The sequence below is a fragment of the Enterobacter cloacae complex sp. P14RS genome, assembly GCF_014895895.1.
GTDB classification, from domain to species: Bacteria; Pseudomonadota; Gammaproteobacteria; order Enterobacterales; family Enterobacteriaceae; genus Enterobacter; species Enterobacter bugandensis.
Genome location: NZ_JADBQM010000005.1, coordinates 1 through 21853, shown reverse-complemented (window position 1 = coordinate 21853; position 21853 = coordinate 1). Strand labels below are relative to the sequence as shown.

General features: G+C 49.7%; 22 protein-coding genes and 1 pseudogene. 22 read left to right on the top strand and 1 reads right to left on the bottom strand.

Annotated features, from left to right (window positions below):
• Nucleotides 1-13: 13 nt before the first annotated feature.
• The 21 genes and pseudogenes from IM295_RS03795 to mobC all read left to right on the top strand — a co-directional run bounded on the left by IM295_RS03795 (nucleotide 14) and on the right by mobC (nucleotide 19282).
• Nucleotides 14-1249: an acetyl-CoA carboxylase biotin carboxylase subunit family protein gene (locus IM295_RS03795; protein ID WP_047955806.1), complete on the top strand. Its 1236-nt coding sequence runs from the start codon at nucleotides 14-16 to the stop codon at nucleotides 1247-1249.
• Nucleotides 1246-2430: an MFS transporter gene (locus tag IM295_RS03790; protein ID WP_047955807.1), complete on the top strand. Its 1185-nt coding sequence runs from the start codon at nucleotides 1246-1248 to the stop codon at nucleotides 2428-2430. The genes IM295_RS03795 and IM295_RS03790 overlap by 4 nt, the downstream gene beginning before the upstream one ends.
• 259 nt (nucleotides 2431-2689) lie before the next feature.
• Nucleotides 2690-3607: a hypothetical protein gene (locus IM295_RS03785; protein ID WP_047955808.1), complete on the top strand. Its 918-nt coding sequence runs from the start codon at nucleotides 2690-2692 to the stop codon at nucleotides 3605-3607.
• Nucleotides 3608-3956: 349 nt separating this feature from the next.
• Complete coding sequence (locus IM295_RS03780; protein WP_041165340.1) at nucleotides 3957-4151, top strand: AlpA family transcriptional regulator; 195 nt, start codon at nucleotides 3957-3959, stop codon at nucleotides 4149-4151.
• Nucleotides 4152-4204: 53 nt separating this feature from the next.
• Entirely contained in the window at nucleotides 4205-4792 is a 588-nt protein-coding gene (locus IM295_RS03775) for a DUF2857 domain-containing protein (protein WP_047955809.1), read from the top strand.
• The gene (locus tag IM295_RS03770; RefSeq protein ID WP_047955810.1) at nucleotides 4782-4991 is read left to right on the top strand and encodes a TraR/DksA family transcriptional regulator; all 210 of its coding nucleotides are present in this window, start codon (nucleotides 4782-4784) and stop codon (nucleotides 4989-4991) included. The genes IM295_RS03775 and IM295_RS03770 overlap by 11 nt, the downstream gene beginning before the upstream one ends.
• 395 nt (nucleotides 4992-5386) lie before the next feature.
• A complete protein-coding gene (locus IM295_RS03765) occupies nucleotides 5387-5608 on the top strand; it encodes a hypothetical protein (protein ID WP_047955811.1) in 222 nt (73 codons plus the stop codon).
• A gap of 72 nt (nucleotides 5609-5680) precedes the next feature.
• Nucleotides 5681-6325 (top strand): lytic transglycosylase domain-containing protein, encoded by a 645-nt coding sequence (locus tag IM295_RS03760; protein ID WP_047955812.1) that lies wholly within the window; start codon nucleotides 5681-5683, stop codon nucleotides 6323-6325.
• Entirely contained in the window at nucleotides 6322-6600 is a 279-nt protein-coding gene (locus IM295_RS03755) for a TrbC/VirB2 family protein (RefSeq protein WP_047955813.1), read from the top strand. The genes IM295_RS03760 and IM295_RS03755 overlap by 4 nt, the downstream gene beginning before the upstream one ends.
• 11 nt (nucleotides 6601-6611) lie before the next feature.
• The gene (locus tag IM295_RS03750; protein ID WP_193066243.1) at nucleotides 6612-9359 is read left to right on the top strand and encodes a VirB3 family type IV secretion system protein; all 2748 of its coding nucleotides are present in this window, start codon (nucleotides 6612-6614) and stop codon (nucleotides 9357-9359) included.
• Between the two features lie 22 nt (nucleotides 9360-9381).
• The gene (locus IM295_RS03745) at nucleotides 9382-10110 is read left to right on the top strand and encodes a type IV secretion system protein (RefSeq protein WP_193066242.1); all 729 of its coding nucleotides are present in this window, start codon (nucleotides 9382-9384) and stop codon (nucleotides 10108-10110) included.
• An 11-nt stretch (nucleotides 10111-10121) separates the two neighbouring features.
• Nucleotides 10122-10395: pseudogene (locus tag IM295_RS03740) on the top strand (EexN family lipoprotein).
• A 71-nt stretch (nucleotides 10396-10466) separates the two neighbouring features.
• Nucleotides 10467-11498, top strand: a complete 1032-nt coding sequence (locus tag IM295_RS03735; RefSeq protein ID WP_047955817.1) for a type IV secretion system protein — start codon at nucleotides 10467-10469, stop codon at nucleotides 11496-11498.
• A gap of 89 nt (nucleotides 11499-11587) precedes the next feature.
• Nucleotides 11588-11728: a hypothetical protein gene (locus tag IM295_RS03730; protein WP_047955818.1), complete on the top strand. Its 141-nt coding sequence runs from the start codon at nucleotides 11588-11590 to the stop codon at nucleotides 11726-11728.
• Nucleotides 11721-12404 carry a virB8 family protein gene (locus IM295_RS03725; RefSeq protein WP_047955819.1) on the top strand — a complete coding sequence of 228 codons (684 nt, stop codon included), beginning with the start codon at nucleotides 11721-11723 and terminating at the stop codon, nucleotides 12402-12404. The genes IM295_RS03730 and IM295_RS03725 overlap by 8 nt, the downstream gene beginning before the upstream one ends.
• Complete coding sequence (virB9, locus tag IM295_RS03720; protein ID WP_185939365.1) at nucleotides 12401-13291, top strand: P-type conjugative transfer protein VirB9; 891 nt, start codon at nucleotides 12401-12403, stop codon at nucleotides 13289-13291. The genes IM295_RS03725 and virB9 overlap by 4 nt, the downstream gene beginning before the upstream one ends.
• On the top strand, nucleotides 13288-14595 hold the full coding sequence (virB10, locus tag IM295_RS03715; protein ID WP_047955821.1) for a VirB10/TraB/TrbI family type IV secretion system protein: 1308 nt from the start codon (nucleotides 13288-13290) through the stop codon (nucleotides 14593-14595). The genes virB9 and virB10 overlap by 4 nt, the downstream gene beginning before the upstream one ends.
• Nucleotides 14585-15604, top strand: coding sequence for a P-type DNA transfer ATPase VirB11 (gene virB11 / locus IM295_RS03710; RefSeq protein WP_193066241.1), 1020 nt, complete (start codon nucleotides 14585-14587; stop codon nucleotides 15602-15604). The genes virB10 and virB11 overlap by 11 nt, the downstream gene beginning before the upstream one ends.
• A gap of 60 nt (nucleotides 15605-15664) precedes the next feature.
• A complete protein-coding gene (locus IM295_RS03705; protein WP_047955823.1) occupies nucleotides 15665-15967 on the top strand; it encodes a TrbM/KikA/MpfK family conjugal transfer protein in 303 nt (100 codons plus the stop codon).
• A gap of 699 nt (nucleotides 15968-16666) precedes the next feature.
• Complete coding sequence (locus tag IM295_RS03700) at nucleotides 16667-18526, top strand: type IV secretory system conjugative DNA transfer family protein (RefSeq protein ID WP_047955824.1); 1860 nt, start codon at nucleotides 16667-16669, stop codon at nucleotides 18524-18526.
• Between the two features lie 9 nt (nucleotides 18527-18535).
• Complete coding sequence (gene mobC, locus IM295_RS03695) at nucleotides 18536-19282, top strand: MobC family replication-relaxation protein (protein WP_047955825.1); 747 nt, start codon at nucleotides 18536-18538, stop codon at nucleotides 19280-19282.
• 193 nt (nucleotides 19283-19475) lie between these two features.
• On the opposite strand, the gene IM295_RS03690 is transcribed toward mobC, so the two are convergent.
• Nucleotides 19476-20420 carry an ArdC family protein gene (locus IM295_RS03690; protein ID WP_193066240.1) on the bottom strand — a complete coding sequence of 315 codons (945 nt, stop codon included), beginning with the start codon at nucleotides 20418-20420 and terminating at the stop codon, nucleotides 19476-19478.
• Between the two features lie 425 nt (nucleotides 20421-20845).
• On the opposite strand from IM295_RS03690, the gene IM295_RS03685 reads away from it, so the two are divergent.
• Nucleotides 20846-21853, top strand: a 1008-nt coding sequence (locus IM295_RS03685; protein WP_193066239.1) for an ABC-three component system protein, incomplete at its 3' end; no start/stop codon positions are given.

The window sequence follows — 21853 nt, the reverse complement described above, 5'->3', positions numbered from 1 at the left end:
GGGAATATTTAGTATGCAATACATATTAATCGTAGGAATAAACAAGATATCGGTGAAATATATTAGTGACGCTATTCGCAATGCAGGTCACGACCTTATTCTTTCTATTGATAAATCTGCACTTTGTGGCGATGCCCTACAAGCAATTAGTGATGTTCAATGTATTCCTCTTTTTTCTGACCATAATGCTCTGTCTGACTATTTGAATGCCAATCCGGATGTCACTCAGAATATCCACAGCATTACTACTTTTTTTGATGAATTATTCCCGATGGTCAACAAAATCGCGGAGGAGTTTAACTTTAGAGGACCACCCTCCGTCTTTGCTGAGCTGGCGTCAAAATATGCGGTCGGTAAGATCGTCCCTGAGCATGTTCCGGAAGAGGTACAAATCTCATTTTCCGAAGATAAATTCGTTCTACCTTGGCTTAAGGTACGTGAAAACAATACGATCATATTGAAACCAGCGATCGGTTCAGGCGCGCTTGCTACATCCACACTGCATATTGAAGCAGACCGGGACCCGACGCATACGATCAAGTCAGCGATAATAGCAAGCGGTGCTAAATCCTGTGAAACCCTTCCCTGGATTATCCAAGAATATTGTTCAGGAACGCTAGTGAGCATGGAAGGATTTGTGCAGGGAGGTAAAACTATTTACCTAGGGTTGTCCAGACGTGAAAGAGTTCGGTTTACTGAGGTGGCAAACCATTTTCCAAACGACTGCGGTATTGAGCCCATCGTACATGCAAAAATTCAGGCGGCTATTCACGATCTTGTCTTACGTTCAGGATTTGATAACGGATTCTTCCACTGTGAATTTATCGCCACAGATACGACAGCATATCTTATTGATGCCAATATGGGACGTTTAGGTGGGGCAACTATCGTAGAACAGGTTGCTCTGGCCTATGGATATTCTCCTTCAACTGTTTTGCAGCATGCAGCATTACTCCCATTAGGTCTGGCAGAATCCGTCCCCGCATATGACCAAGCAGCGCAGATCAATAATACCTTGAGCTACTGGTATGGTCTGGCAGAAGAATCGGTTATCCGTGGATGGGACGTTCCGGCGATTTCATCCATTCATACCCCGATAGCCAGTCCAGGCAGCCGCATCCAGCCTGTGGGGGTATCGGATTATTCGTGGGTCGGGATGCTTACCGGGTACACCGACATTGTTCAGCAGGAAATCAACCTGATACGCGTAAAAACTGACCATGGGGACAGGATACCTGTATTCAAATGATATACATTATTCGCTTTTTCTCAGCTGCGGCCTGGAGCTTTTTTTATCCCTTCATGGCTGTCTGGCTTAATAGCGTTGTGGGACTCAGCAGTAGCGCTGCCGGTATCGTCGTCGGGTTTGCTATTGTGGCGAACCGTACAGGCGCGCTCGCTTTCCATCGCCTGCTGGACAAAACAGAACGAAAAGCAGAGATCGCACTGACGCTGTTGGGTGTTGCCATATCAGCATTCCTGATGCTCGTTGCAGCAGCAATGGGCGTTTCTGATATCTTTGTCTGGATTGTTCTTGCAACGTTATTTGGCCTGACTAACTCTGTATCAGTCATATCGCAAATTTCATACATCGTGCATGTTTTCCATGACGGCGAGCATGAGCGTGTGCTTTCATATGAAAACGTTGCAGCCAATGCTGGCGCTGGTATTGCACCATTTCTGGCGTCCTTCATGCTTTCAGGTACAGGTTACTGGTTTGTTGCCTTTCCCTTGTTACTTGGGACACTGGGCGCAATAGCCACCCGTCCTCTACCCTCTGCAACCCATCCTGAGGTGGCTGACACAAAAAGTGAAACAGCGAATTCATCAGAGGATACTGGTAATCACCAAATTATCGCTTTTATGGTGATTAATTTCCTGACGATGGTTGGCTATGCCCAGTTTTATTATGTATTGCCGACCTATGCGGTGGAAAAGTTTTCCAGTGAACTGGTAGGCACTCTATTTCTTCTATCAAGTATTATCATCATTATCGGACAGGTTTATATCACTTCATTCTCACAGAGGATAAGCCGACTATGGCGGGTTGTTATTTCAAACTTATGTATCGGTTCAGGATGTGCATTATTAATATTCTCATCTGAGCAGCAAGCCGTTCTGTATATCGTTGTCGTCCTGATAGTAACCGGAGAAATGATTTGTGGTCCGTTGTATCAGGCGCAGGCAGTTAGAATCTGGCGAGGACGTCGATCTGTTGTAATGGCAATACAGACCTGTGTCTGGGGCGCTGCTGAAGCCACTGCTACAGTAGCAGGGCTGTTACTTATTGCAGGAAAGCTGAGTGTTATTTCCTTCCTGTTGGGAGTTTTGACCTGTTTTATTGCAGCAGCTGGAGCATGGTTATCAATACTCCAGAAACGACCTTTAATCGGTATTGATACGGATAAAAATTTCGCAGACTCTTCATAATCAGACGAGGCCAACACTATAACATAATGATTGTGGTAACAGTTGTTACCGCAACGTATGTGAATGCTGTGGAAAACGGCATCATTAACTTTACGAACATCATGCATGACAATCTTAAAACTTTCTGAGTATATAATCTGATTTATCCGTAGGCAGTGGCACACGATTTTTTAAAATACATCAAAGATTACAAGAGTAAAATTATTAAGCATAGCAAGTAATATCATGTTTACTCTGTGATATTCAAGGAGTTTATTTTATGCAAAATGATGTTAGTAAAGTCAATACCTTTTTCCCTAAGCCAGCCTGGGTTACCATCCGTGAAGCAGTAAAAATAACCAATAAACTTAGGGATATAAAAATAGCAGAATATGATATTTATCGACATGCCTTATATGGTAACATTTCACTTTCGATATACTTTCAGTCACCTGTTATACTGAGAAAAATTCGTTCCTCAGTGAACAAAATAAAACTACGCCCAGTAGGCGATTCTCTACCATATCGGCTTTGCATGCTTGAACGAAATGTATTTTTAAATGGTAAAGGTTTAATTCTCAGTACAGAGGGGGAATATATCTCACCTGCTCAATTAGTCATGAACATAGGTATGCTGGGACATGAATTCGTTCTCATTCAGCGACTACTTGCACATTCTCTAAATATGCCGTTACCTATTACAGGTGCAAATAATGCCAATTATGGTATTACAATTGCTTTGGCAGGCCAATCATATCAGATTTTTGAAAAAAAGACATGGCAGGACAGAATTAATCAGCAAATCACGCGATTACCGGCGCATATCATTGCAGATATTTATGAGGATGAATCAGTAAACAGATTCATGAATTTTTCCGGTAAAGGATATTTTCCTGTTTATGAACTCCCGGAAGATGCCTGCTTTGTAATACGACAAGAGGAACTTGATAAATTACTCGGTACACATGCAGATCGCTTTACCCACACTTCATCCAGTAGGCTTTCCACACCTCTCTCACGCTTATTCTGGTTAGCATGCAAACATAATGATTCGATCAGTCCACTGCTCAGGCATCCCTATAAACTTCTTCCCATTTTTGAAGAATGGGCATCAGTCGATGGTATTACCGATCATCTGAGCGCGGACACGCTGAAAAGAGCGCTTGAACGCGGATCCCCGAATCAGAGTTCAAAATAATATGGCATACCCGAATAATATCCATATCAATTGTAAAACCATTCATAATACGTGCTCACACTCCCACTAATTTTTTTCATTCCCTGTCGAATCCCATTTCTTTTCATATCAAACCTGCCTTATCTCTCACCTAATAGAATAATCAAACTATCAAATCGATTATCTACTAAAAAGGACAAGCCACTACTCTGGCAATTAAACGCAAAAGTTAAGACATTTCATTCATCCTAAAAACTCGTAATAAGGGTATTGTAACCCTTAATAAGGGTTCAGAAACTTTCCCTCCGCTCTTACCTGTGTTTTTTATGATTGTCGGATACCTCGGTTAATTTTGATGCAGGAGCAGACAATGACAACACACCAGTTATTACGTTTAAAACAGGTCGAAGAAAAAACCGGCCTGAAACGCTCGCAGATCTACCTATATATGAAAAATGGCGACTTTCCTCGTTCCATTAAAATCGGCCCTGCCAGTGTGGCATGGCTCGAATCGGAACTTGATGAATGGATCAACCGGAAATTATCCAGACGTGAGAGTAGTTAAAACATCCGTTTATGTACTCAACTTTCCCCCCAACAAATTGAGGAGATAACAGAATGATCCCATCAATTAATTACGCCATCATGACCGATGCACTGCATGCACTAAAACAAGGCAATATTCGCCACTGCGAAGCTCTGGGATTTACTTTCGACGAAATAAATGCTCTCGATCAGTTATCTCTTGATGAACTGTTTACTGTCAGCCGGACGGCGGCACCCTTCATTTCGATTACTGTCAGCCATGATGTTCTGTCTCATTTACTGACACAGGCACGTCAGGAATATCGGCGACAACAGCAGATTAAACGCGCTATCCGCCTGGGTGGTTCTATCGCTTTGCTCAACCGCTATTTTGGCCTGACGTCAAATGAGGTCAGCCTTCGCCGACGGTTACTGGGTATCAGCGTGCCATATGGGCGCACACCTGAGCCAGATGAAGAGACGGATACCGAGATCTGGCGGCAATGGCAACGATGCCGGGTGGACAACCTGGAATCGCCCGACGCGCTGATAGCAATGATGAAGGTGACTGAATCCCTGCTGCCAAGGACCGAAGGACTGTCACTCACAACGGTCTGGAAGCGTATTACGCTGTGCGAACAGGAGGTCGTCGCTAACAGGAGGGTGCCCCATGCCGGATGAGATTGATCGCGATCAGGAATTTAATGAACAGCGACTAGAGGAGATGATTGAACAGAATCGTTTTAAACCTGGGTTAGAACCGTCATTACTCCACTGTCGTGTATGCGGTAAACCCATTCCTGAAAAGCGACGACAGACATTGCCGGGCGTAACCACCTGTACGGAATGTCAGGAAAAACTTGAGCGCCGTAGACGTTAATCATGGCAACAATGACGTGCGAAGATATTATTTCTCTGCACGTCCTTATCATTCTCATTAAATTTAAATGAGTCTCTATTTTCTTTTTTATACTTTTATCCTTCTCATAGCATCTTAAATTCCCCACTTATTAATCTCTCTTCTTTTTATTTTGAGTTTGTCGTTTATATCCTGCGATAAATATCCGATCCTGAAATTGCCATTACAGCATGGTTGCCAAGATAGACGTTAATTCGTCCGGGCCGGGTATTGCTCTTTAAAAAAATGGATCGGGCTGTCACGTGACCACAATTCAGGGTGCCGCTGAATGTTCTCGCTGCCCCGTTAAAACCGGAATGCAGAATTGGGATGTGACATTTATTTAACTCATCGATGTTTTTATTAGAGGAGACTTCATGCGAAAACCCATTTATCACGTATTTGTCACCCAGGAAAGTCAGCCCGATGCACAGGGTGAAAAAAACACGTACTGGACAAAAGTTGGCGTTGCCTTCGCGCATAACTGCAAGCCCGGCCTGAATATCGTGTTGATACCCGGTATTGCGGTTTCCGGCAGGCTGGTGCTGCTCGAACCGAGAGAAGAAAGCGACATTTCACAGGATGCCTCTGCCGCTTAATCCATTTTCTCTTCTTCTCCACCGGCGGCGTACTTTTCTATAAGCCGCCGTTCTCTCTGTTACGAGGCCAGCATGCTTTCCACCACTGCCTTTCTGGCACTGGCGGTGCAGTGCGCCGCCAGTATTCACCCGGCCACGTCACTTGATGTCGCACGGGTCGAATCCGGTTTCCACCCTTACGCCATTGCTGAAACTCTGCCAGACAGCCGGGGCGTGATTTCACATTTCCCCACGAGCCTGCCGGAGGCGATCCACCTCACCAGACAGCTGGCTGCACAGGGCCGACGCTATTCGGTCGGCCTGATGCAAATCACCAGCACCAATTTCCGCCATTACGGCGTCACGGCCAGCGACCTGCTTAACCCTTGCATCAATCTGTCGGTATTTGAGCGCATTCTCGCCGACTGTTACCGGCGCGGCGGAACACTGAAACGGGCGCTCAGTTGTTACTACTCCGGCAACTTTGAAACCGGCCAGCGACCGGAATCGGCCTTTAACCAGACCAGCTACGTGCAGCGCATTGGCTATGTCGTCCCGTCCACCCGGGAAGACCGGCAGCGTGACCCTGACCGGAACGCGCAACCGCCTGTCCGCTATCCCGCCGTTGTGCTGCGCGACGAGCCAGCCGGTGCCACTGCGCCGATCCTGACTTCCCTGCATTATCCCGGTTCCGTCATTCGCGGCGCTATCCCTGTTATCCCTGATGAGGAGAAATGATCATGCATAAACGCCGTTACTACGCTGTTGTTTCCGTGCTGCTGTCTTCCCCGGTGCTGGCGGCGGACAGTGGTTTTAACAAGGCCAATGAAACACTGAGCAATACCTCGACCGGCCTGCTGGGACTGGCCGCCGTCACCATCACGCTGGCGACCATGTGGGTGGGCTACAAGGTGCTGTTCGACGGCAAGAGCCTGCACGACATGCGTAACGTCATCATCGGCGCGATCCTGATTGTCGGCGCGTCCGGCTTCGGTGCCTACTGGGCGTCATAAGAGAGGCAACGATGGCTACGCTGAATAAAGCACTGACGCGGCCTGCCGCCATTATGGGTATTCCTCTGGTGCCGTTCGTTCTCGTCAGCGGGGCCATCGTCCTGCTGGCGGTCTATGTCAGCTATTACCTGGCGGTTCTGCTCATTCCTGCCTGGGCGGAAATGAAAAACAAAGCCCGAAAGGATATTCATTATTTCAGTCTGCTCTGGCTGGCGTTTAAAACCCGTGGACGACTTTTCACCAATACCCATTTTGGCGCGAATGCCCTGCTGGCAAACCAGTACGATAACGTTGATGTCTCGGAGTTTATTCAGAAAATGAAATTAAACGAGCGTATTACGCTGGATAAATATATTCCGTATTCCTCCCATATTCACCCCTACGTCATCAGAAATCGTCACCGTGATTTGGTTGCCACCTGGGAGCTGGGCGGCACAGTCTTTGAATGTGAAGACGAACATCTCCTGACCCTGATGGCCACGCACCTGAATAACGTTATTCGTTCGTATGAGGGGCTGCCGGTAACATTCTATATTCACCGGCTCCGTGAAAAATATCATGATGTCTTTGAGGCGGATTCCGGCATTCCCTTTTCCGATGAGGTAACACGTCGGTATTACCAGCCGGTAAAAGAAAAACCGTTCTGGCGGCACCGGCTCTTTTTCACCGTCTGCTACGCGCCGTTCTCTCAGATTGAGAAGAAAACCATGAAAGCGCAGTCGCACGGTAAACGCCTGGCAGCACTGGATGACGCGCTCAAAATCATGCTGGAATACCGCGAAGCACTGGAATCTTCATTATCCCGCTATATGGCAATGCCGCTGGGGATATATGAAGAAAACGGGCGGGTATATTCCTCGCAAATGGCGTTCTTCCACCGCCTGATCACCGGCCAGTGGCAGAAAGTGGCCGTAACGCGCTCGCCGTTTTATGAAACGTTAAGCACGCCGGACGTGTTTTTCACCACCGACACCGGTGAATGCCAGACGGTCAGCGGTTCCCGCTTCTTCCGCAGCCTTGAGATTAAGGATTATTCCCCGGAAACCCATACCGGTATGCTGGATGCGCTGCTGTACGCCGAAAGCGAGTATGTTCTGACGCAGTCCTTTACCTGCATGGCACGGGATGAGGCGCAGCATCATATCCGGCTGGCGGAAAAACGGCTGAACTCAGCGGACGACGACGCGATTTCCCAGCGCGAAGAGCTGATTGTCCTGCGCGACCTGCTGCAGTCCGGGCATGTGTCGTGCGGTAAATTCCACTTTTCCCTGCTGATCTCCTCAGAAAGTCCCGGACAGGTGGTGAAGGACACTAACGTTCTGGCCCAGCCCTTCGCCGATCTGGGTATTATGACGACGCTCTCCACCCTGTCACTGCCCGCCGCATATCTGGCGCAACTGCCGGGCGTCTATACGCTGCGTCCCCGACTGGTGGCCGTCAGCAGCCAGAATTTTGCCGATATGGCCTGCCTGCATAACTTCCATCCCCACAAACGCAGCGGCAATCCGTGGGGGGAAGCCATCGCCATCCTCACATCTCCCGGCGGTGGCGGGTATTACCTGAACCTTCACGACAGCCAGGCCGGGCGGGATGATACCGGTGAGAAAACGTCAGGGAATACGGCGATTATCGGGAAAACCGGCTCCGGCAAAACCCTGCTGATGACGGTCATGCAACAACTGATGCAGAAGTACCGCAACCCGGCGACGTTTGCGCCTTCTGCCACCATCAAACGGCTGACCACAGTGTATTTCTATAAGGATCGGGCGGCGGAGATGGCGATCCGCCAGGCGGGCGGGCGTTATTTCCGCATCCGTACCGGCGAGCCCACCGGCTTCAACCCGTTTACGCTGGAGCCAACCCGCCGGAACATCAGTTTCATTAAACGTCTGGTGCGCATGCTGTGCCGCCGCAACGGTAAGCCGCTCGATCCGCGCGATGAGGAGCGGATCAATGCCGCCGTTGACACCATCATGCTGGACTACCCGCCGGAGTACCGCCGGTTCGGGATCACCCGGCTGCTGGAAATGCTGCCAGAGCCGCCGACTGCAGATGCCCGCACAAACGGGCTGCGTATTCGCCTGAAACAGTGGGCGCAGGGGGGCGAGTTCGGCTGGGTGTTTGATAACGAGGCTGATACTTTCACCATCAGCGATGTCGATAACTTTGGTATCGACGGCACCGAATTTCTGGATGATGACGATATTCGCGGCCCCGTGACCTTTTACCTGCTGTATCGCGTGACCAGCCTGCTGGATGGTCGCCGCCTGGTGATGTTTATGGATGAGTTCTGGCGCTGGCTGGCCGATGTCGAATTTTCCCGCTTCTCGCTCAATATGCTGAAGGTCATCCGCAAGCTGAACGGTATCTTCATCCCGGCAACACAGTCACCGGATGAAATCGTCAGACACCCCATCGCCCCGGCGATTATTGAGCAATGCGGTACCCAGATTTTCCTCGCCAATCCAAAAGCCAGCCATGCGGATTACGTGGAGAAAATGAAAGTGCCGGACAGCGTTTATGAGACGGTCAGAAACCTTGATCCGGGCGAGCATTATATGGTCATCCTGAAAACACCGTTGCAGGCCGGAGAAACCCGCCCGTTTGTGGCAATGGCGAAAATGGATCTGTCCGGACTGGGTAAACTCACCCGGCTTCTCAGCGGCAGTGAGGACAACCTGAAAATATTCGATGCCATTTATCAGGACGGTATGCGACCTGATGAATGGAAAGACGCTTTCCTTGAGCGGGCAATCTGAAAGCCAACCGGAGGTAATATTAATGCGTACCCGGGATCACCTTCTGGCATTATCGTTATTTTTCTCGACGCAGGCTTTCAGCGCCGGAATACCGGTTTTCGACGCCGTGCAGAATACCGAATCCATTAACCAGTGGATGCAGAAATTACAGCAATGGGAGAATACAGTTACCCATTATAAAAGTGAACTTGATGCATATAAGAAGCAACTGGCTACCGCAACCGGCGTGCGGGATATTCAGAGTTTTCTCAGTGATGCCCGAAGCCTGAAAACCGATATTGATAATCTCCGTAAGAACGGTATTTCACTGGATGATCTGCTGACCACGCAGAACAGTTCATATTCTTCTGAACTGCAACACCTTTACAGTAAATACAAATCGTTCAGCGTATGCAGCGAGGAACAGGAAGGAATAAAATATCAGGCCCTGGCCGACAGTTGCAAACAGATAATCCTCAATCAGGCAATGGCGATCGAGAATACCACTGACGTTGAAAACAGGATCAACAGCACACTCAGCGATATATCAGACTTATCTGACCGTATATCGAATGCGCAGGACTCGAAAGAGTCTCAGGATCTGGCTAACGCCATCGCGGCGAAAAGCGTACAGTTAAATGCGCTGACGAATCAGTGGGAGATGTCTGTCAGACAGGCTCAACAGCGAACGATATTGCTGGAACAGCAAAGACAGAAAGCCTTTGAACAGCAGCAGCTAACGGCACCTGTTGCTGACCTTAATAATTTATAAGGAGGTTATCCGTGCTCAGATCCTTATTCACCTTATGCACACTCTCAGGCGTGATATTACTGTCCGGCTGCAAGGAAACCAAATCCGAAGCCTGGTATAAGCAACATCCTGACGAAACTTATGCGGTTTATACGCAATGCCTGAAGGATGGCGAGGCAAGCGATAACTGGGTTTGCTCAACGGGCTGCCATTATGTTCGCTCAAATTGGCAAGCCCAGAATAAAAGAAAAATTTGAGATAATCTTTCAGCAGGAAGCCGAAAAGAGAAAATCCGTCACACAGTAATATCTCCTCCAGCAAAACAGGGAATTCTCCCTGTTTTCTATTTCCTTTCTTTATATATCAGGTGAGGCACCATGTCCGGTGGTATTTTTGTGGGTATGGACAAAAACATCATGGATGGACTTAATGCCGTACTGGAAGGTCAGTCTTCCAGTTACGGTACGATGATCAGTGTCATCATCGTCAGCTCTTTTACCTTATTTATACTGTATCGCGGTTATCAGACGCTGGCTGGCAAACTCCGGGCCCCGGTTGAAGATGTCGTCTGGGATGTGGGGCGAATGTTGCTGATCACCACCTTTGCGTTAAACCGGGATGGCTGGCTGGATATGGCGGTAGCGGCTATCCAGGGACTCAAAGACGGTGTCAGCGGCAATGATAACGTCTGGGCGCTGCTTGATACCGTCTGGGAAAAGGCACAGACACTGGGGCAGACACTGTTCAGTATGGACACCTCGACTTACGTCAAACTGAATGGTGGCTTTGCCGAAGTGCTGGTATGGGGCGGCGCGATCGTTCTGTTACTGGCTGCCACCTTTGTCAACCTGCTCGCTGAAATTGTCATCCTGTTAATGACGACCACCGCGCCGCTCTTTATTTTCTGCCTGCTGTACGGTTTTCTTAAGCCGATGTTTGATAACTGGCTGAAAACGATTTTCGCGGCAATATTAACGATCATGTTTTCCGCCTTATCCATCCGTATCGCCATCAATTACCTGAATAAAATCCTTGATGCAGCGACCCGGACATCCAATGTCAGCAACATGGTGACGCTGGCGGCACAGTGCCTGCTGGCCGGGATTGCAGCCGGTGTGGTGGTCTGGTTCTCGGCGAAGCTCGCCAGCGCCCTCAGCGGAGCCGCTGTACAGGCGGTGTTACAGGGGGCGGCCATGAGTGGTCTGACCGGACTGGCGAACAAATCCGCCGACCTTGCCGGGCCGGGGATAAAGGGTGGTGCCCGCCTGGCTGCGAAAGGCGGTATGGCCGTCGCAGCGGCGACCGGCACACTCACTGGCGCAGGCGCGGGTAAAACCGTGAGCGCCTGGCAGAAACGCGCCGCCGCCATCGAAAGTATGAAACGCCTGAACCGGCAACGTCACCGTTAATCCTCCCGTCTCTTAATTTCCTTTCCCCGTCACGCCGTGGCCTGCGCCACCGGTGCGGCATTCCTGCATCCATACGATAAGGGGCTTCCATGAAATTCAGCATCTTCCTTCTGATGCTGTGCGCGCTCACGGGCTGCGCACGGCATCAGGGCGACCTCCCGCCGGTATCCGGCGAACTCGAGCCGGTGAATTCCCCCGCCATCATTCAGGAGCTGACTAACCATGTCTGATATTCAGAACATTGTTAATGTTTCCCGCTCTTTTGAATCCATCCTGCTGGAAAAGGAAGAGCGTTCCCGAAGAACCGCCTGGCGGGTGGCCACTGCCGGACTGATTCTGGCCGCAATGGCGATTACGGCCATTATTATTCTGCTGCCGCTGAAAACCACCGACACTGAATTATGGTCAGTGGATAAACAGACCGGGCGCTATGAATATATGACCCGCGTGAAGGAACGGGATATTTCGTCTGAAAAGGCACTGGCGCATTCACTGGCAGCACACTATGTCAAACTCCGCGAGGGATATAATTATTTCTCCCTCCAGCGTGATTATGACGACGTACAGTTATTCAACAGCGACAGCGTAAACCGGGACTATCTGTACGGGTTTAACGGCGACCAGGCACCGGACGTTATTTTTAACAAGGCGGAATATGTCGTTTATATCGACATTATTTCCAATGTGCATGCGCCTGCCACTAGGCCGGATAATCTGGCAACCCTGCGTATCAAACGCACTATCCGCCGTATTGCTGATAATTCCGTGAAAACGGATGTCTGGAATATCCGTCTCACATACCGCTACGTCCCGCACCGGCAACTGACCGACAGCCAGCGCGAAGTGAACCCGCTGGGCTTTATCGTCACCAGCTACCAGCGCGATAAAGAGCTGAGGGGGGAATGATGCTTAGACATACCCTGCTCCTCTCTGGCTTACTGGCGTCATGCGTGGCATGGAGCGCAGCGACACCGCGCGGCAGCGCGTATGACAGCCGGATGCAGAACGTCACATACAACAGCCAGAACGCCACGGTCGTCAGTACCCGCCCCGGCTACGTTACCATGCTGGTGTTTGATGACGATGAAACCGTTATCGATGCGCAGGCGGGTTTTCCCAGAGGCTGGACCGTGACGAAAAGCGACAACCGGGTGGGCGTCAGTCCGAACCCGATTACCCAGCCGGTCACGGATGCCAGCGGCAACACCGTCAGCCAGGTATTTCTGCCGACAGCAAAAGACTGGAAAACCAATCTGTTCGTGGTGACATCGAAGCGCGATTACAGCCTGGAGCTGAACGTCCTGGATAAAGACTCGCCCGCTCAGGCATTTGTTATCCGCTACCGCTATCCCGATGAGCAGAGGGAAAAGTCAGCCGCCGCCAGCGCCCCCCGTCAGCAACGACAGCAGGAAACACTGGACCGCAAGCGGATAGCGGCGGCATTCGGGAAGGCTACCACTCCGCGCAACTGGCGCTATACAAAACGGGTGGCAGCAGGCTCAGCCTTCATCGCCCCGGACTTTACCTGGGATGACGGCCGTTTTGCGTATATCGGTTTTTCCCCCACGAAAACCCTGCCTTCTGTCTTCCGGGTGGTTAATGGTCAGGAGCAGGCGGTCACGCCGCAGACAGTTCAACAGGGCAACTACACCGTGATGGTGGTTCCGGCATCGCCGCAGCTGGTACTGCGTTACGGCACCTCGGTGGTGGGGATCGAAAACGACGGATTCGGGCGTTTCCCGCTGACCAACAGTGACACCGTTTCGCCGTCCGTTACGCTGGAGGCAAAATGACCGACAAATCTTTCCCGGACGAACCGGAAAAAACCACCGCAGAACGGGAAGCGGAAGCCCGTGAACGCGCCCGCGCGGCAATGACATATCAGGAGCCGGAGCAGAAAACGCCGCCCGGCCAGCCGGAAGTGACCCGTTTCCGTAAGGCGTCCGGTCGCCGCACGCTGATCGTCAGCCTGCTGAGTCTGGTCCTGGTCATCGCGCTGGCATCCGGTGGCGATCGTCTTCTCAGCGCCCTGAAAAGGGATGATGAGAAAAAATCTGACACCGCGCCGCCGCCCTCCTCCGGGGCGGTGCAGCAGGAGCGTAAGAATCTGGGCATGGACAGTAACCCGTTTGGCCTGTTCGGGCCAGGGAGGCAGGAAAGCGCAGGCCCTGCCAGTCAGAGCGACACTGCTCCTCCCTTATTACCGCCGGAACCACCCGCCCTGAACAAGGCGGCAGCACTGGCCGATGGGCTGAACAACGGCAGTACAACAGCTGGCGGCAATACCCGCACGTCCCGTAGCGAACCGCACAGCGGCACGGGAACGTCGGGCAGTCCGGCATCATCCACGGCGTACACATCTTGTCAGTTGGTACTGGTCAGGGGGAAGGATGGCCGCCTGCACTGCCCGGATGGGGTCACATCGGCAGCCAGCAGTAACAGCGACGATCCGGGCCTCGCCAGCGTCACCGGTGTCAGGCGGCTGGGCCTCGATCCTGATCTCTATATCCCGGTGGATCGATATATTCCCTGTTCGATGATGCGGCGCTTCGTGTCGGATGTTGGCGGCCATATCTCCTGCCTTATCAATGAGGATGTCTGGAGCGCCAGCAACCATGTAAGGCTGATCCCAGCGGGAACAGTTGCCCGTGGTTTCTACCGCACCGGGGCACTGCATCACGGACGCAGCCGGATGTTTGTGCTGTGGACGGAGCTGCGCACACCGGAGCCCGGCAGCCTGCAAATCCCGCTCACCGATACGCAGGCTACCGGCCCGCTTGGTGAGGCGGGGATCGCAGGCTGGATCGACAGCCATTTCTGGGAGCGTTTCGGCAACGCCCTGATGCTGAGTACCGTGCAGGACGTGGCGGCAGCGGCATCAGATGCCGCGCCGGGTAAAGACCGCAATACCGACTATACCGAAAACACCCGTGCCGCCACGGCTGAAATGGCAAAAACGACGCTGGAAAACAGCATCAGTATCCCGCCCACCATGTACCTGAACCAGGGTGATGTGCTCGGCATCATGACCGGCACGGATATTGATTTTTCCTCTGTTTATCAACTTCGACTAAAAAAGAAATGGTATGAACGCTGAAAACCTGTCACTGGACTTTATGAAAAACCGGCTCTTTGGTGATTTTCTTGCGCAGGATGGCCTGACAGAAATTGCCGTTAACCGGCCGGGCGAACTGTATACGAAAATCCGGGGGAATTGGCAAAAACAGGCATCCCCGATCACGCTGCGTCAGTGTCATGCCTTTGCCAGGGCGCTGGCATCCTGGCATGACGATAATATTGACGATACATCACCCATCCTTTCTGCAACATTAAGATCCGGCGAACGTATTCAGGCGATTATTCCTCCGGCCTGTGAGCGTAATACGGTATCCATTACGCTGCGCAAGCCCTCGTTTGAGCAGAAAACACATCAGTCATGGATTGATGCGGGATTTTATCAGCGTGTGGCCGGTCAGGAGAAAACGGAAAGTCAGGATGATGCACTGATTCAGTTATATAACAGCGGGAATATTCCCCGCTTTATGGAAAAAGCGGTGGAATATGGCAAAACGATTTTTATTGTGGGTGAAACCGGCTCCGGTAAAACCACCTATATGAAAACGCTACTGCATTATATTCCGTTGCATCTCCGGCTAACCACCATTGAGGATAATCCTGAAATCCGTTTTTATCACCATGCCAATTATGTTCATCTTTTTTACCCGGCGGATGCCGGGGATAACGCTATTGTCACGCCTGGCAGGCTGATTCGTGCTAATTATCGGATGAACCCTGACCGGATATTACTGGCGGAAATTCGTGGGCGTGAAGCGTGGGACGCGCTGAAAATTGTCGGCTCGGGACATGAAGGACTAATCACCTCCATGCACGCGGGCAGCCCGGAAGAATGTATTGAAGGGATCATTGACCGCTGCTATGAAAACCCCGACTGCCGGAATATTCCTTTTGATGTGCTGTTACGCAAGGTACTTAAAAGCTTTGATGTCATCGTCAGTATTGACATACACGGCGATGTGCGCCGGATGAGTGATATTTACTTTAAGCCAGTTCATTTAAACAGCATGAAAGAGGCATTCAGACAATAACTCTGGCAAATAACATTACCCTAAATACGCAACCTTTCATTAATCATACCGGTAACTGAAATGAAGAAAGTCATACTCTCCTTATTATTTCTCGGCGTTATGGCGTCATGTTCAACATCCGCAATGGCCGCTGATGCCTGCGAAGTGGTTTTATGCATGTACGGTAAAACAACGGGAAACAGTGGCAGCAGTGAATGTCATTCCGCTGAACGGGCATTCTTTAATATCGTGAAAGAGAATAAACACGGTTTTCTTCCTGACCATACGGCCGATGCCAGAAAATCGTTTTTACTTGAATGTGATTCGGCAGACCCGGCGGCTATCAGTCAGGTCATCAGTAAATATGGCCGCGTTCGTGGTTAATACTGGCGAGACGGGCACAGAGCGTGACGGTTTTCAGGTTTTTACGGCTTCTGTTTTTCGCGGATTAAGGAGCGAAGAAACAGGGGCCGTAAAAATGAGGCAGCGGACAGAAATATTTTCGCGGGTTAAGGAGCGAAAATAATTCAGGCACCGCGCCTCACCTGCAAACAGCCGCGCCCACGCGGATTTTGCAGGCTGGGGGGAGCCGGATAAATTTCGCCGCCCCAGCGAGCGAAAAGCTGTCGCCCACGACAGCGGTTTATTTGGGGGGCATCGCCCCGCACACCGTCGCAGCTAAGTCTCCGGCCAAAAGCCGGTAGCGTGGCGCGACCACCCTCTTTAAAGGTCAGCTTCCCTTTTATTCCCGCTACGAGGAACGAGTAAAGGGAAGAAAAAGGCGAAAGCGACCGTCTTAAAGGGGGTGGTCGCGCGTAGCGGGCGACGGTGTGCTGCCTTTGACCCTGGGGGTTTTGGCGCGGCGTCCAGCCACGACATTGCCCCCATGTGACAGGCAATAAGGGCGTCCAGCCCGCATGTACTGGCGCACGCCGTTTCGTGCAGGGAAGCATGCTTTCCTGCACATGGCCGCACAGCGACCACCTTCTTTACCCCATACGTTCGCCCCGCCTTTTCGCCCGACACCGTGGGGCGAACTGATGGGGCGATGTCATGGGGCGAATCGCTGACGAAGGAGGCACGATGATTTTAAATAAGCTTACCGCTTCACTGTCGCCGATAGTGAACGGGATGCTGGCACTGCTCGCTTTTGTGCAACAGCAACAACTGATACTGGCGTTATTAGCGGGGCTGACGATGCCGTTTTTTACGTCGATGAAAAGCGATGAACGGCAGAAGGCCCCGTTATGGAAAAAGCTGATTATTGCTTTTTCGCTGTTGTGTTTTATATCTGGCACAATGGCCCCGATAGTTATCGGATCCTTTCAGTGGCTGTATAAAATCAGACTCACCAGTGATAATACGGTACTGGCGTGGGCAGTACGGATCACTTTCACTGTGACCGGGATTATTTTTCATATTATGCTTCGCCGGGTATTCACGCCTGAACTGGACAGAATAAAGAAACGCCTTGTTAAAAAAACCACCCTTGAACGGGAATTGCGCACCGATGTCCGCACCGTAAAATCCCTGCTGCCGGAAACACTGCATTATAACCCGCTGGATTATATCGACCTGAATAAAGGTATTTTTACTGGTATGGACAGCGAGAAGGAGCCGTTGTATCTCCCGTTAAAGGACTGGCAGAAACAACACGCGGATATTATCGGCACCACAGGAGCCGGTAAAGGGGTTGCTGCTGGTATATTGCTTTATCAAAGCATTCTGGCCGGTGAAGGTGTGTTTGTTATGGACCCCAAGGATGATGAATGGGCACCGCATCTTTACCGCAAAGCCTGCGAGGATGCAGGCAAACCCTTTGCCTTAATCGACCTGCGAAAACAGCAATACCAGTTAAATCTGATTGAAGATATCACGCCCGATGAACTGGAAGAATTGTTTGTTGCCGGTTTCAGCCTGGCGGAAAAAGGGCAGGAATCGGATTTTTATCGCATTGATGACCGAAAAGCCGCACGTATGGCCGCGCAATTTGTCAGTGATAACCCATCGGCAACTCTCCGTGATGTTTATAACGGTGACTACGTTCAGAGCATTGCCGAAAAAATCAAAGCATTTTTCGGTAAGATTGAAGAGCTGGCATTATTAAATGCCATTAATTCACCGGAAGGTTTTTCACTTCAACAAATGTTTGATGAAGGCGGCTGTTGCTATGTTATCGGCTCCATGCGAAACAGCAAAATTATTACAACCCAGCGCATGTTACTGGTTCGCCTGTACCAGTTAGCAGAAAGGCGCGACCGTGTAACAAACGTTCCCCGCTCCATAGCTATTTATCTTTCCGAACTGAAATATCATTTATCCCGGCCAGCGCTGGAAGGTTTAGGTGCGGCGCGGGATAAAGGCGTGCATATTATTATGGACCACCAGTCCATTGCCGATTTAAAAGACTGCCCGGCAGATTTGAAAGGTGATGCCGTTGTCGGTGCGGTCGTTGAAAATGCCAAATTCAAACTGGTTTATCGCGTCATGGACCCGGATACGGCGGAATGGGTGGCAAGAATGTCAGGCACTATTCTGGTGGATGATGAACTCCGTAAGGCTAAAACGGATAATATGCTGACAGAGACCATCGACAGTGAGCGCACAATCCGCCAGGCCGAACGTTACTTTATTGACAGTAACATGATCCTGAACCTGCACGATTTTGTCAGCTTTATCTTTACGACAAAAACGCTACCTTCTGCCTCACTGATTTCACCGATAAAGATCAGAAAGAGTCAGCTAAAAATCTTCTCGGTTTCCCCTGATATTGCCGCATCGGCGGCACCGGTGAAAATCGCACTGGATTTTGACGAGGATGATAAACCATCCATACAGGATGTGATGACAACGCACCCGGATCTTTTCTTCAACGAAAGCGAAGTCAAACCGGCAGAGCCCCAACCTGATGAAGGAGAACACCTGTCCCCGCTGGATTTTTAAGGAGCGGTTATGCTGATTTCTACATATCAAGAGCGCCAGACACGCAACAGAGAAAAAATAAAACAACTGCTGAACTTCCTGAAAGAAGAAACCTACAGCGATTTCAAAACGCTGATGCTGCTATTTGGTTTCCGGGATCATAAATCGCTTTATTCGCTGTTGGCAAAAACTGAGCAAATGGGGTTAATCCAGAAGCATGTGCTTGAATCACGGACAATGAAGATTTCATTATGGGGGATCACCAGCGACGGGCTGGCGGTGGTGTTAACTCCGGATGATAAAATCTTTCCCGCGAGGTTTGAACCGTCCAGAATTACCGGCTGGACGCTGGAGCATCATCTTGATAATCAGGCCGCCAGACTTATTCTGGAGAAAAAAGGTGCTTCGGGATGGATTAACGGCGACCGGACCACTTTTATCAGCAAGTATCAGGTAAAACATCGCCCAGATGGGTTACTGACCCTGCCTGACGGAAAAGTTATTGCCATTGAAACCGAGCGCCGCCTGAAAACCCGGGCCCGTTATCAGTCGATAATTGCCAGTCACCTGCTGGCCCGTACCCGCAAGAACTGGATTTATGTTTTTTATGTCATGCCTGACCCACAGAAAAAACGGGCACTTGAACTGCTGTTTGACAGCATCAGACACGTCATCATCAACCATCAGCACGTCCCGCTGGAAGAACGCCACCGTCGGGTGTTTCGCATTTATACCTTTGATGAACTGAAACACCTTTCATTAGGCAGCTATACGTAAGCTTTTATTCAGGTCATCGTGATGGCCTCACCGGCCTGGCGGCGATACCGCCAGGCCGGAATTTTTTTTATTCCACTGCGAGGCGCAGACTGTCCGGTACTCGCTGTGCTGCGTTCCGCCTCAGTCTGCGCCCTGCAGCGTTGCCGGTTAAAACCATGTAACCGCATTCCCTTGCGGTTGTCCGGCTCCGGCCTCAGAGTTTATCCATCAGATAACGATGCGCTTTGGAGGCGGCGCTGGCCGCTTTAAAAATATAACGCTTGTCGTTTTTCAGCGCTTTCAGCCAGGAAGCAATATAGCTTTCATGTTGTACCTCTCCCTCGATCCCCAGTTCCGCCATCAGAAAAGCACTTCCCAGCTCCGCCACCAATTCTTCCTCTGCATAATCTGCACTGCCAAACTTCCCTTTCATTTCACGGTTCAGGCGTTTTTTACCACCACTCCAGTGAACCAGCTCATGCAGGCCAGTAGCGTAGAAGTTAGCCGCATCCGAAAACAGATGGCGCGCTGGTAACCAGACTTCATCAGAGGATGGACTGAAAAAGGCATTTTGTCCTTTCTCGATGATGCTTGCGCCGCTCTTCCTGAACAGATTTTCAGCATGCGGCAACGGGTCAAAGGTTGCTTCCGGGCTGACTGTTTCAGTTGTCAGGGCCAAGCCGTCGATTTGCTGAACGTTAAACACGGTGAAAGTTTTAAGCATCGGGATATGGTCAATTTCTCCTGCGTCGTTTTCCTTCTCCAGCGTGGTGTAGAAAATGGCCGTCGTACCATGTTCGCCCTTGCGAACCTGTCCACCTGCTGTCTGAGACTGTTTGTAGGTCATCCAGCGGGAATCACTGAAACCCTGTTTTGACGCACTGCACCACAGCAACATGATATTCATGCCGCTGTAGGGTACGCCGGTGGCATAATTGGATGGCAGACCAGACATGCCCGATACGCGCTGCCACGGGCAGGACCACGGTTTTACACCGGCTTCCAGTGCTGTGATGATGTTGTCGGTAATGGTCTGATAAATATCTGTTCTGGTTTTAGAAAATTTCGTTTTTGAGGAGCCTGACGGGTCCAGCGGGGATACGCTGGTCGTCGCTGCGGCGTTAGGGGCTCTAGTCTGGGTATGCAGGGAAATCTTCATGGTTTTTTCTCCGTCAGTGTGTGATTTTCGTCTTCGTATCGCCTGACGGTTCGCTTTCCCGGCATCGTTCCGGCCAGCAAGGGCGCAGCATGCGTGCCATTTACCCTTACGGGACGGGTTGTGTTGGGAAAAGATTAACCGGAAGCAGATACGGAGAACGAAAAGCGCACGAGAGAAAAAAACTTGCCCCTGCATAGCCGGGCGCAGCGCCCCTTGCTATGCAGCGGTGAAAAGGGTTTGAACTATTGAATGAATAACTGCACCGTAGCAATACGCATGCAATCAAAACCATCATAATTTATTGATTTAAAAGATTTTTCAAGCCACTCCTTGAGAGTGAAAATTCTGATTGATTAGTGAAACAATTGGTTAGAGAATGTAATTATTCACACAGAAATCCTACTGAAAAAAATAAAGAGACAGTAATGAGTATGTTAATCTGGAAGAAAAAAAATAATGCTAAACACTTAATCTTGTTTATACATGGCTTAAAAGGCGGAAGTGATACGTGGGCAGTTGATAAGATCACATCCTTTCCACAGCTTATATGTGAGGATGAAGATTTTTGTGATGCCTTTGATATAGCTTGTTTTGAGTATTTCACTAATTTTACGAATACCTACGGTAAAAGTAGAAATCTACTTGCCAGGTTGTTCACATCACTAACAAAAAAAGAAGTCAATCTTCCTGTTGATGAATTATCAGAGTTACTTGTTGGTGAATGTCAAATAAATTTATCCGATTATAGTAATATAATATTTGTCGCTCACAGCATGGGAGGTTTAATAGCAAAATCATGCATTATTAAAATGCATGAAAGAGATCTTTCTCACAATATAACTGGATTTATTTCACTTGCTGTTCCTCATTCGGGGTCAGAAACTGCTTCATGGGCTAGTATGGTTTCATCAAATGTCCAGCTTGGTGATTTAAGTGTATTTAGTAAAGAAACAGATTCTCTAAACCGCAGATGGGTAAAATTGCCTAAACTCCCTGAGTTAAAGTTTTTGTATGGAAGCTACGATAGTATTGTAGTTAAAGCCAGTGCAATTCCTGTTCAAGTTTCTGCCAAAGAGTCTATAGCTGTTCAGGAGGATCATTCGACAATTTGCAAACCAAAGGATAGGGATTCTAATGTTTATCTTATCGTTAAGAAACTAGCTCTTGAAATACATAACAAAACGGAACTAATTTCATCTTCACCAGAATTTAAAGATGATAAGCAATATGACAATGAATTTTTTGTATTGAAAATGATAGTCGCTGATGTACATAGTGATATATCAAAACATGCTAAGGAGTATTATTATAATGCAGAATTGGCCAGAAATATTTTCACTAGCGATCGAGATAGAGAAACCTTAAGTGTTTTGTATAGAAAAATAAGGGAGATATATCAAACACAGTATCATGACTCTATAGCAAATCATAAT

Excerpts from the sequence above, each read along its gene's own strand:
- IM295_RS03725 (WP_047955819.1), top strand. The coding sequence starts at position 11,721 with ATGTCTGATATTCAGAACATTGTTAATGTTTCCCGCTCTTTTGAATCC.
- IM295_RS03735 (WP_047955817.1), top strand. The coding sequence starts at position 10,467 with ATGTCCGGTGGTATTTTTGTGGGTATGGACAAAAACATCATGGATGGA.
- IM295_RS03770 (WP_047955810.1), top strand. The coding sequence starts at position 4,782 with ATGCCGGATGAGATTGATCGCGATCAGGAATTTAATGAACAGCGACTA.
- IM295_RS03765 (WP_047955811.1), top strand. The coding sequence starts at position 5,387 with ATGCGAAAACCCATTTATCACGTATTTGTCACCCAGGAAAGTCAGCCC.
- IM295_RS03780 (WP_041165340.1), top strand. The coding sequence starts at position 3,957 with ATGACAACACACCAGTTATTACGTTTAAAACAGGTCGAAGAAAAAACC.
- virB11 (WP_193066241.1), top strand. The coding sequence starts at position 14,585 with ATGAACGCTGAAAACCTGTCACTGGACTTTATGAAAAACCGGCTCTTT.
- IM295_RS03790 (WP_047955807.1), top strand. The coding sequence starts at position 1,246 with ATGATATACATTATTCGCTTTTTCTCAGCTGCGGCCTGGAGCTTTTTT.
- IM295_RS03785 (WP_047955808.1), top strand. The coding sequence starts at position 2,690 with ATGCAAAATGATGTTAGTAAAGTCAATACCTTTTTCCCTAAGCCAGCC.
- IM295_RS03705 (WP_047955823.1), top strand. The coding sequence starts at position 15,665 with ATGAAGAAAGTCATACTCTCCTTATTATTTCTCGGCGTTATGGCGTCA.
- mobC (WP_047955825.1), top strand. The coding sequence starts at position 18,536 with ATGCTGATTTCTACATATCAAGAGCGCCAGACACGCAACAGAGAAAAA.
- IM295_RS03750 (WP_193066243.1), top strand. The coding sequence starts at position 6,612 with ATGGCTACGCTGAATAAAGCACTGACGCGGCCTGCCGCCATTATGGGT.
- IM295_RS03700 (WP_047955824.1), top strand. The coding sequence starts at position 16,667 with ATGATTTTAAATAAGCTTACCGCTTCACTGTCGCCGATAGTGAACGGG.
- IM295_RS03745 (WP_193066242.1), top strand. The coding sequence starts at position 9,382 with ATGCGTACCCGGGATCACCTTCTGGCATTATCGTTATTTTTCTCGACG.
- IM295_RS03795 (WP_047955806.1), top strand. The coding sequence starts at position 14 with ATGCAATACATATTAATCGTAGGAATAAACAAGATATCGGTGAAATAT.
- IM295_RS03755 (WP_047955813.1), top strand. The coding sequence starts at position 6,322 with ATGATCATGCATAAACGCCGTTACTACGCTGTTGTTTCCGTGCTGCTG.
- IM295_RS03760 (WP_047955812.1), top strand. The coding sequence starts at position 5,681 with ATGCTTTCCACCACTGCCTTTCTGGCACTGGCGGTGCAGTGCGCCGCC.
- IM295_RS03690 (WP_193066240.1), bottom strand. The coding sequence starts at position 20,420 with ATGAAGATTTCCCTGCATACCCAGACTAGAGCCCCTAACGCCGCAGCG.
- IM295_RS03730 (WP_047955818.1), top strand. The coding sequence starts at position 11,588 with ATGAAATTCAGCATCTTCCTTCTGATGCTGTGCGCGCTCACGGGCTGC.
- IM295_RS03775 (WP_047955809.1), top strand. The coding sequence starts at position 4,205 with ATGATCCCATCAATTAATTACGCCATCATGACCGATGCACTGCATGCA.
- virB9 (WP_185939365.1), top strand. The coding sequence starts at position 12,401 with ATGATGCTTAGACATACCCTGCTCCTCTCTGGCTTACTGGCGTCATGC.
- virB10 (WP_047955821.1), top strand. The coding sequence starts at position 13,288 with ATGACCGACAAATCTTTCCCGGACGAACCGGAAAAAACCACCGCAGAA.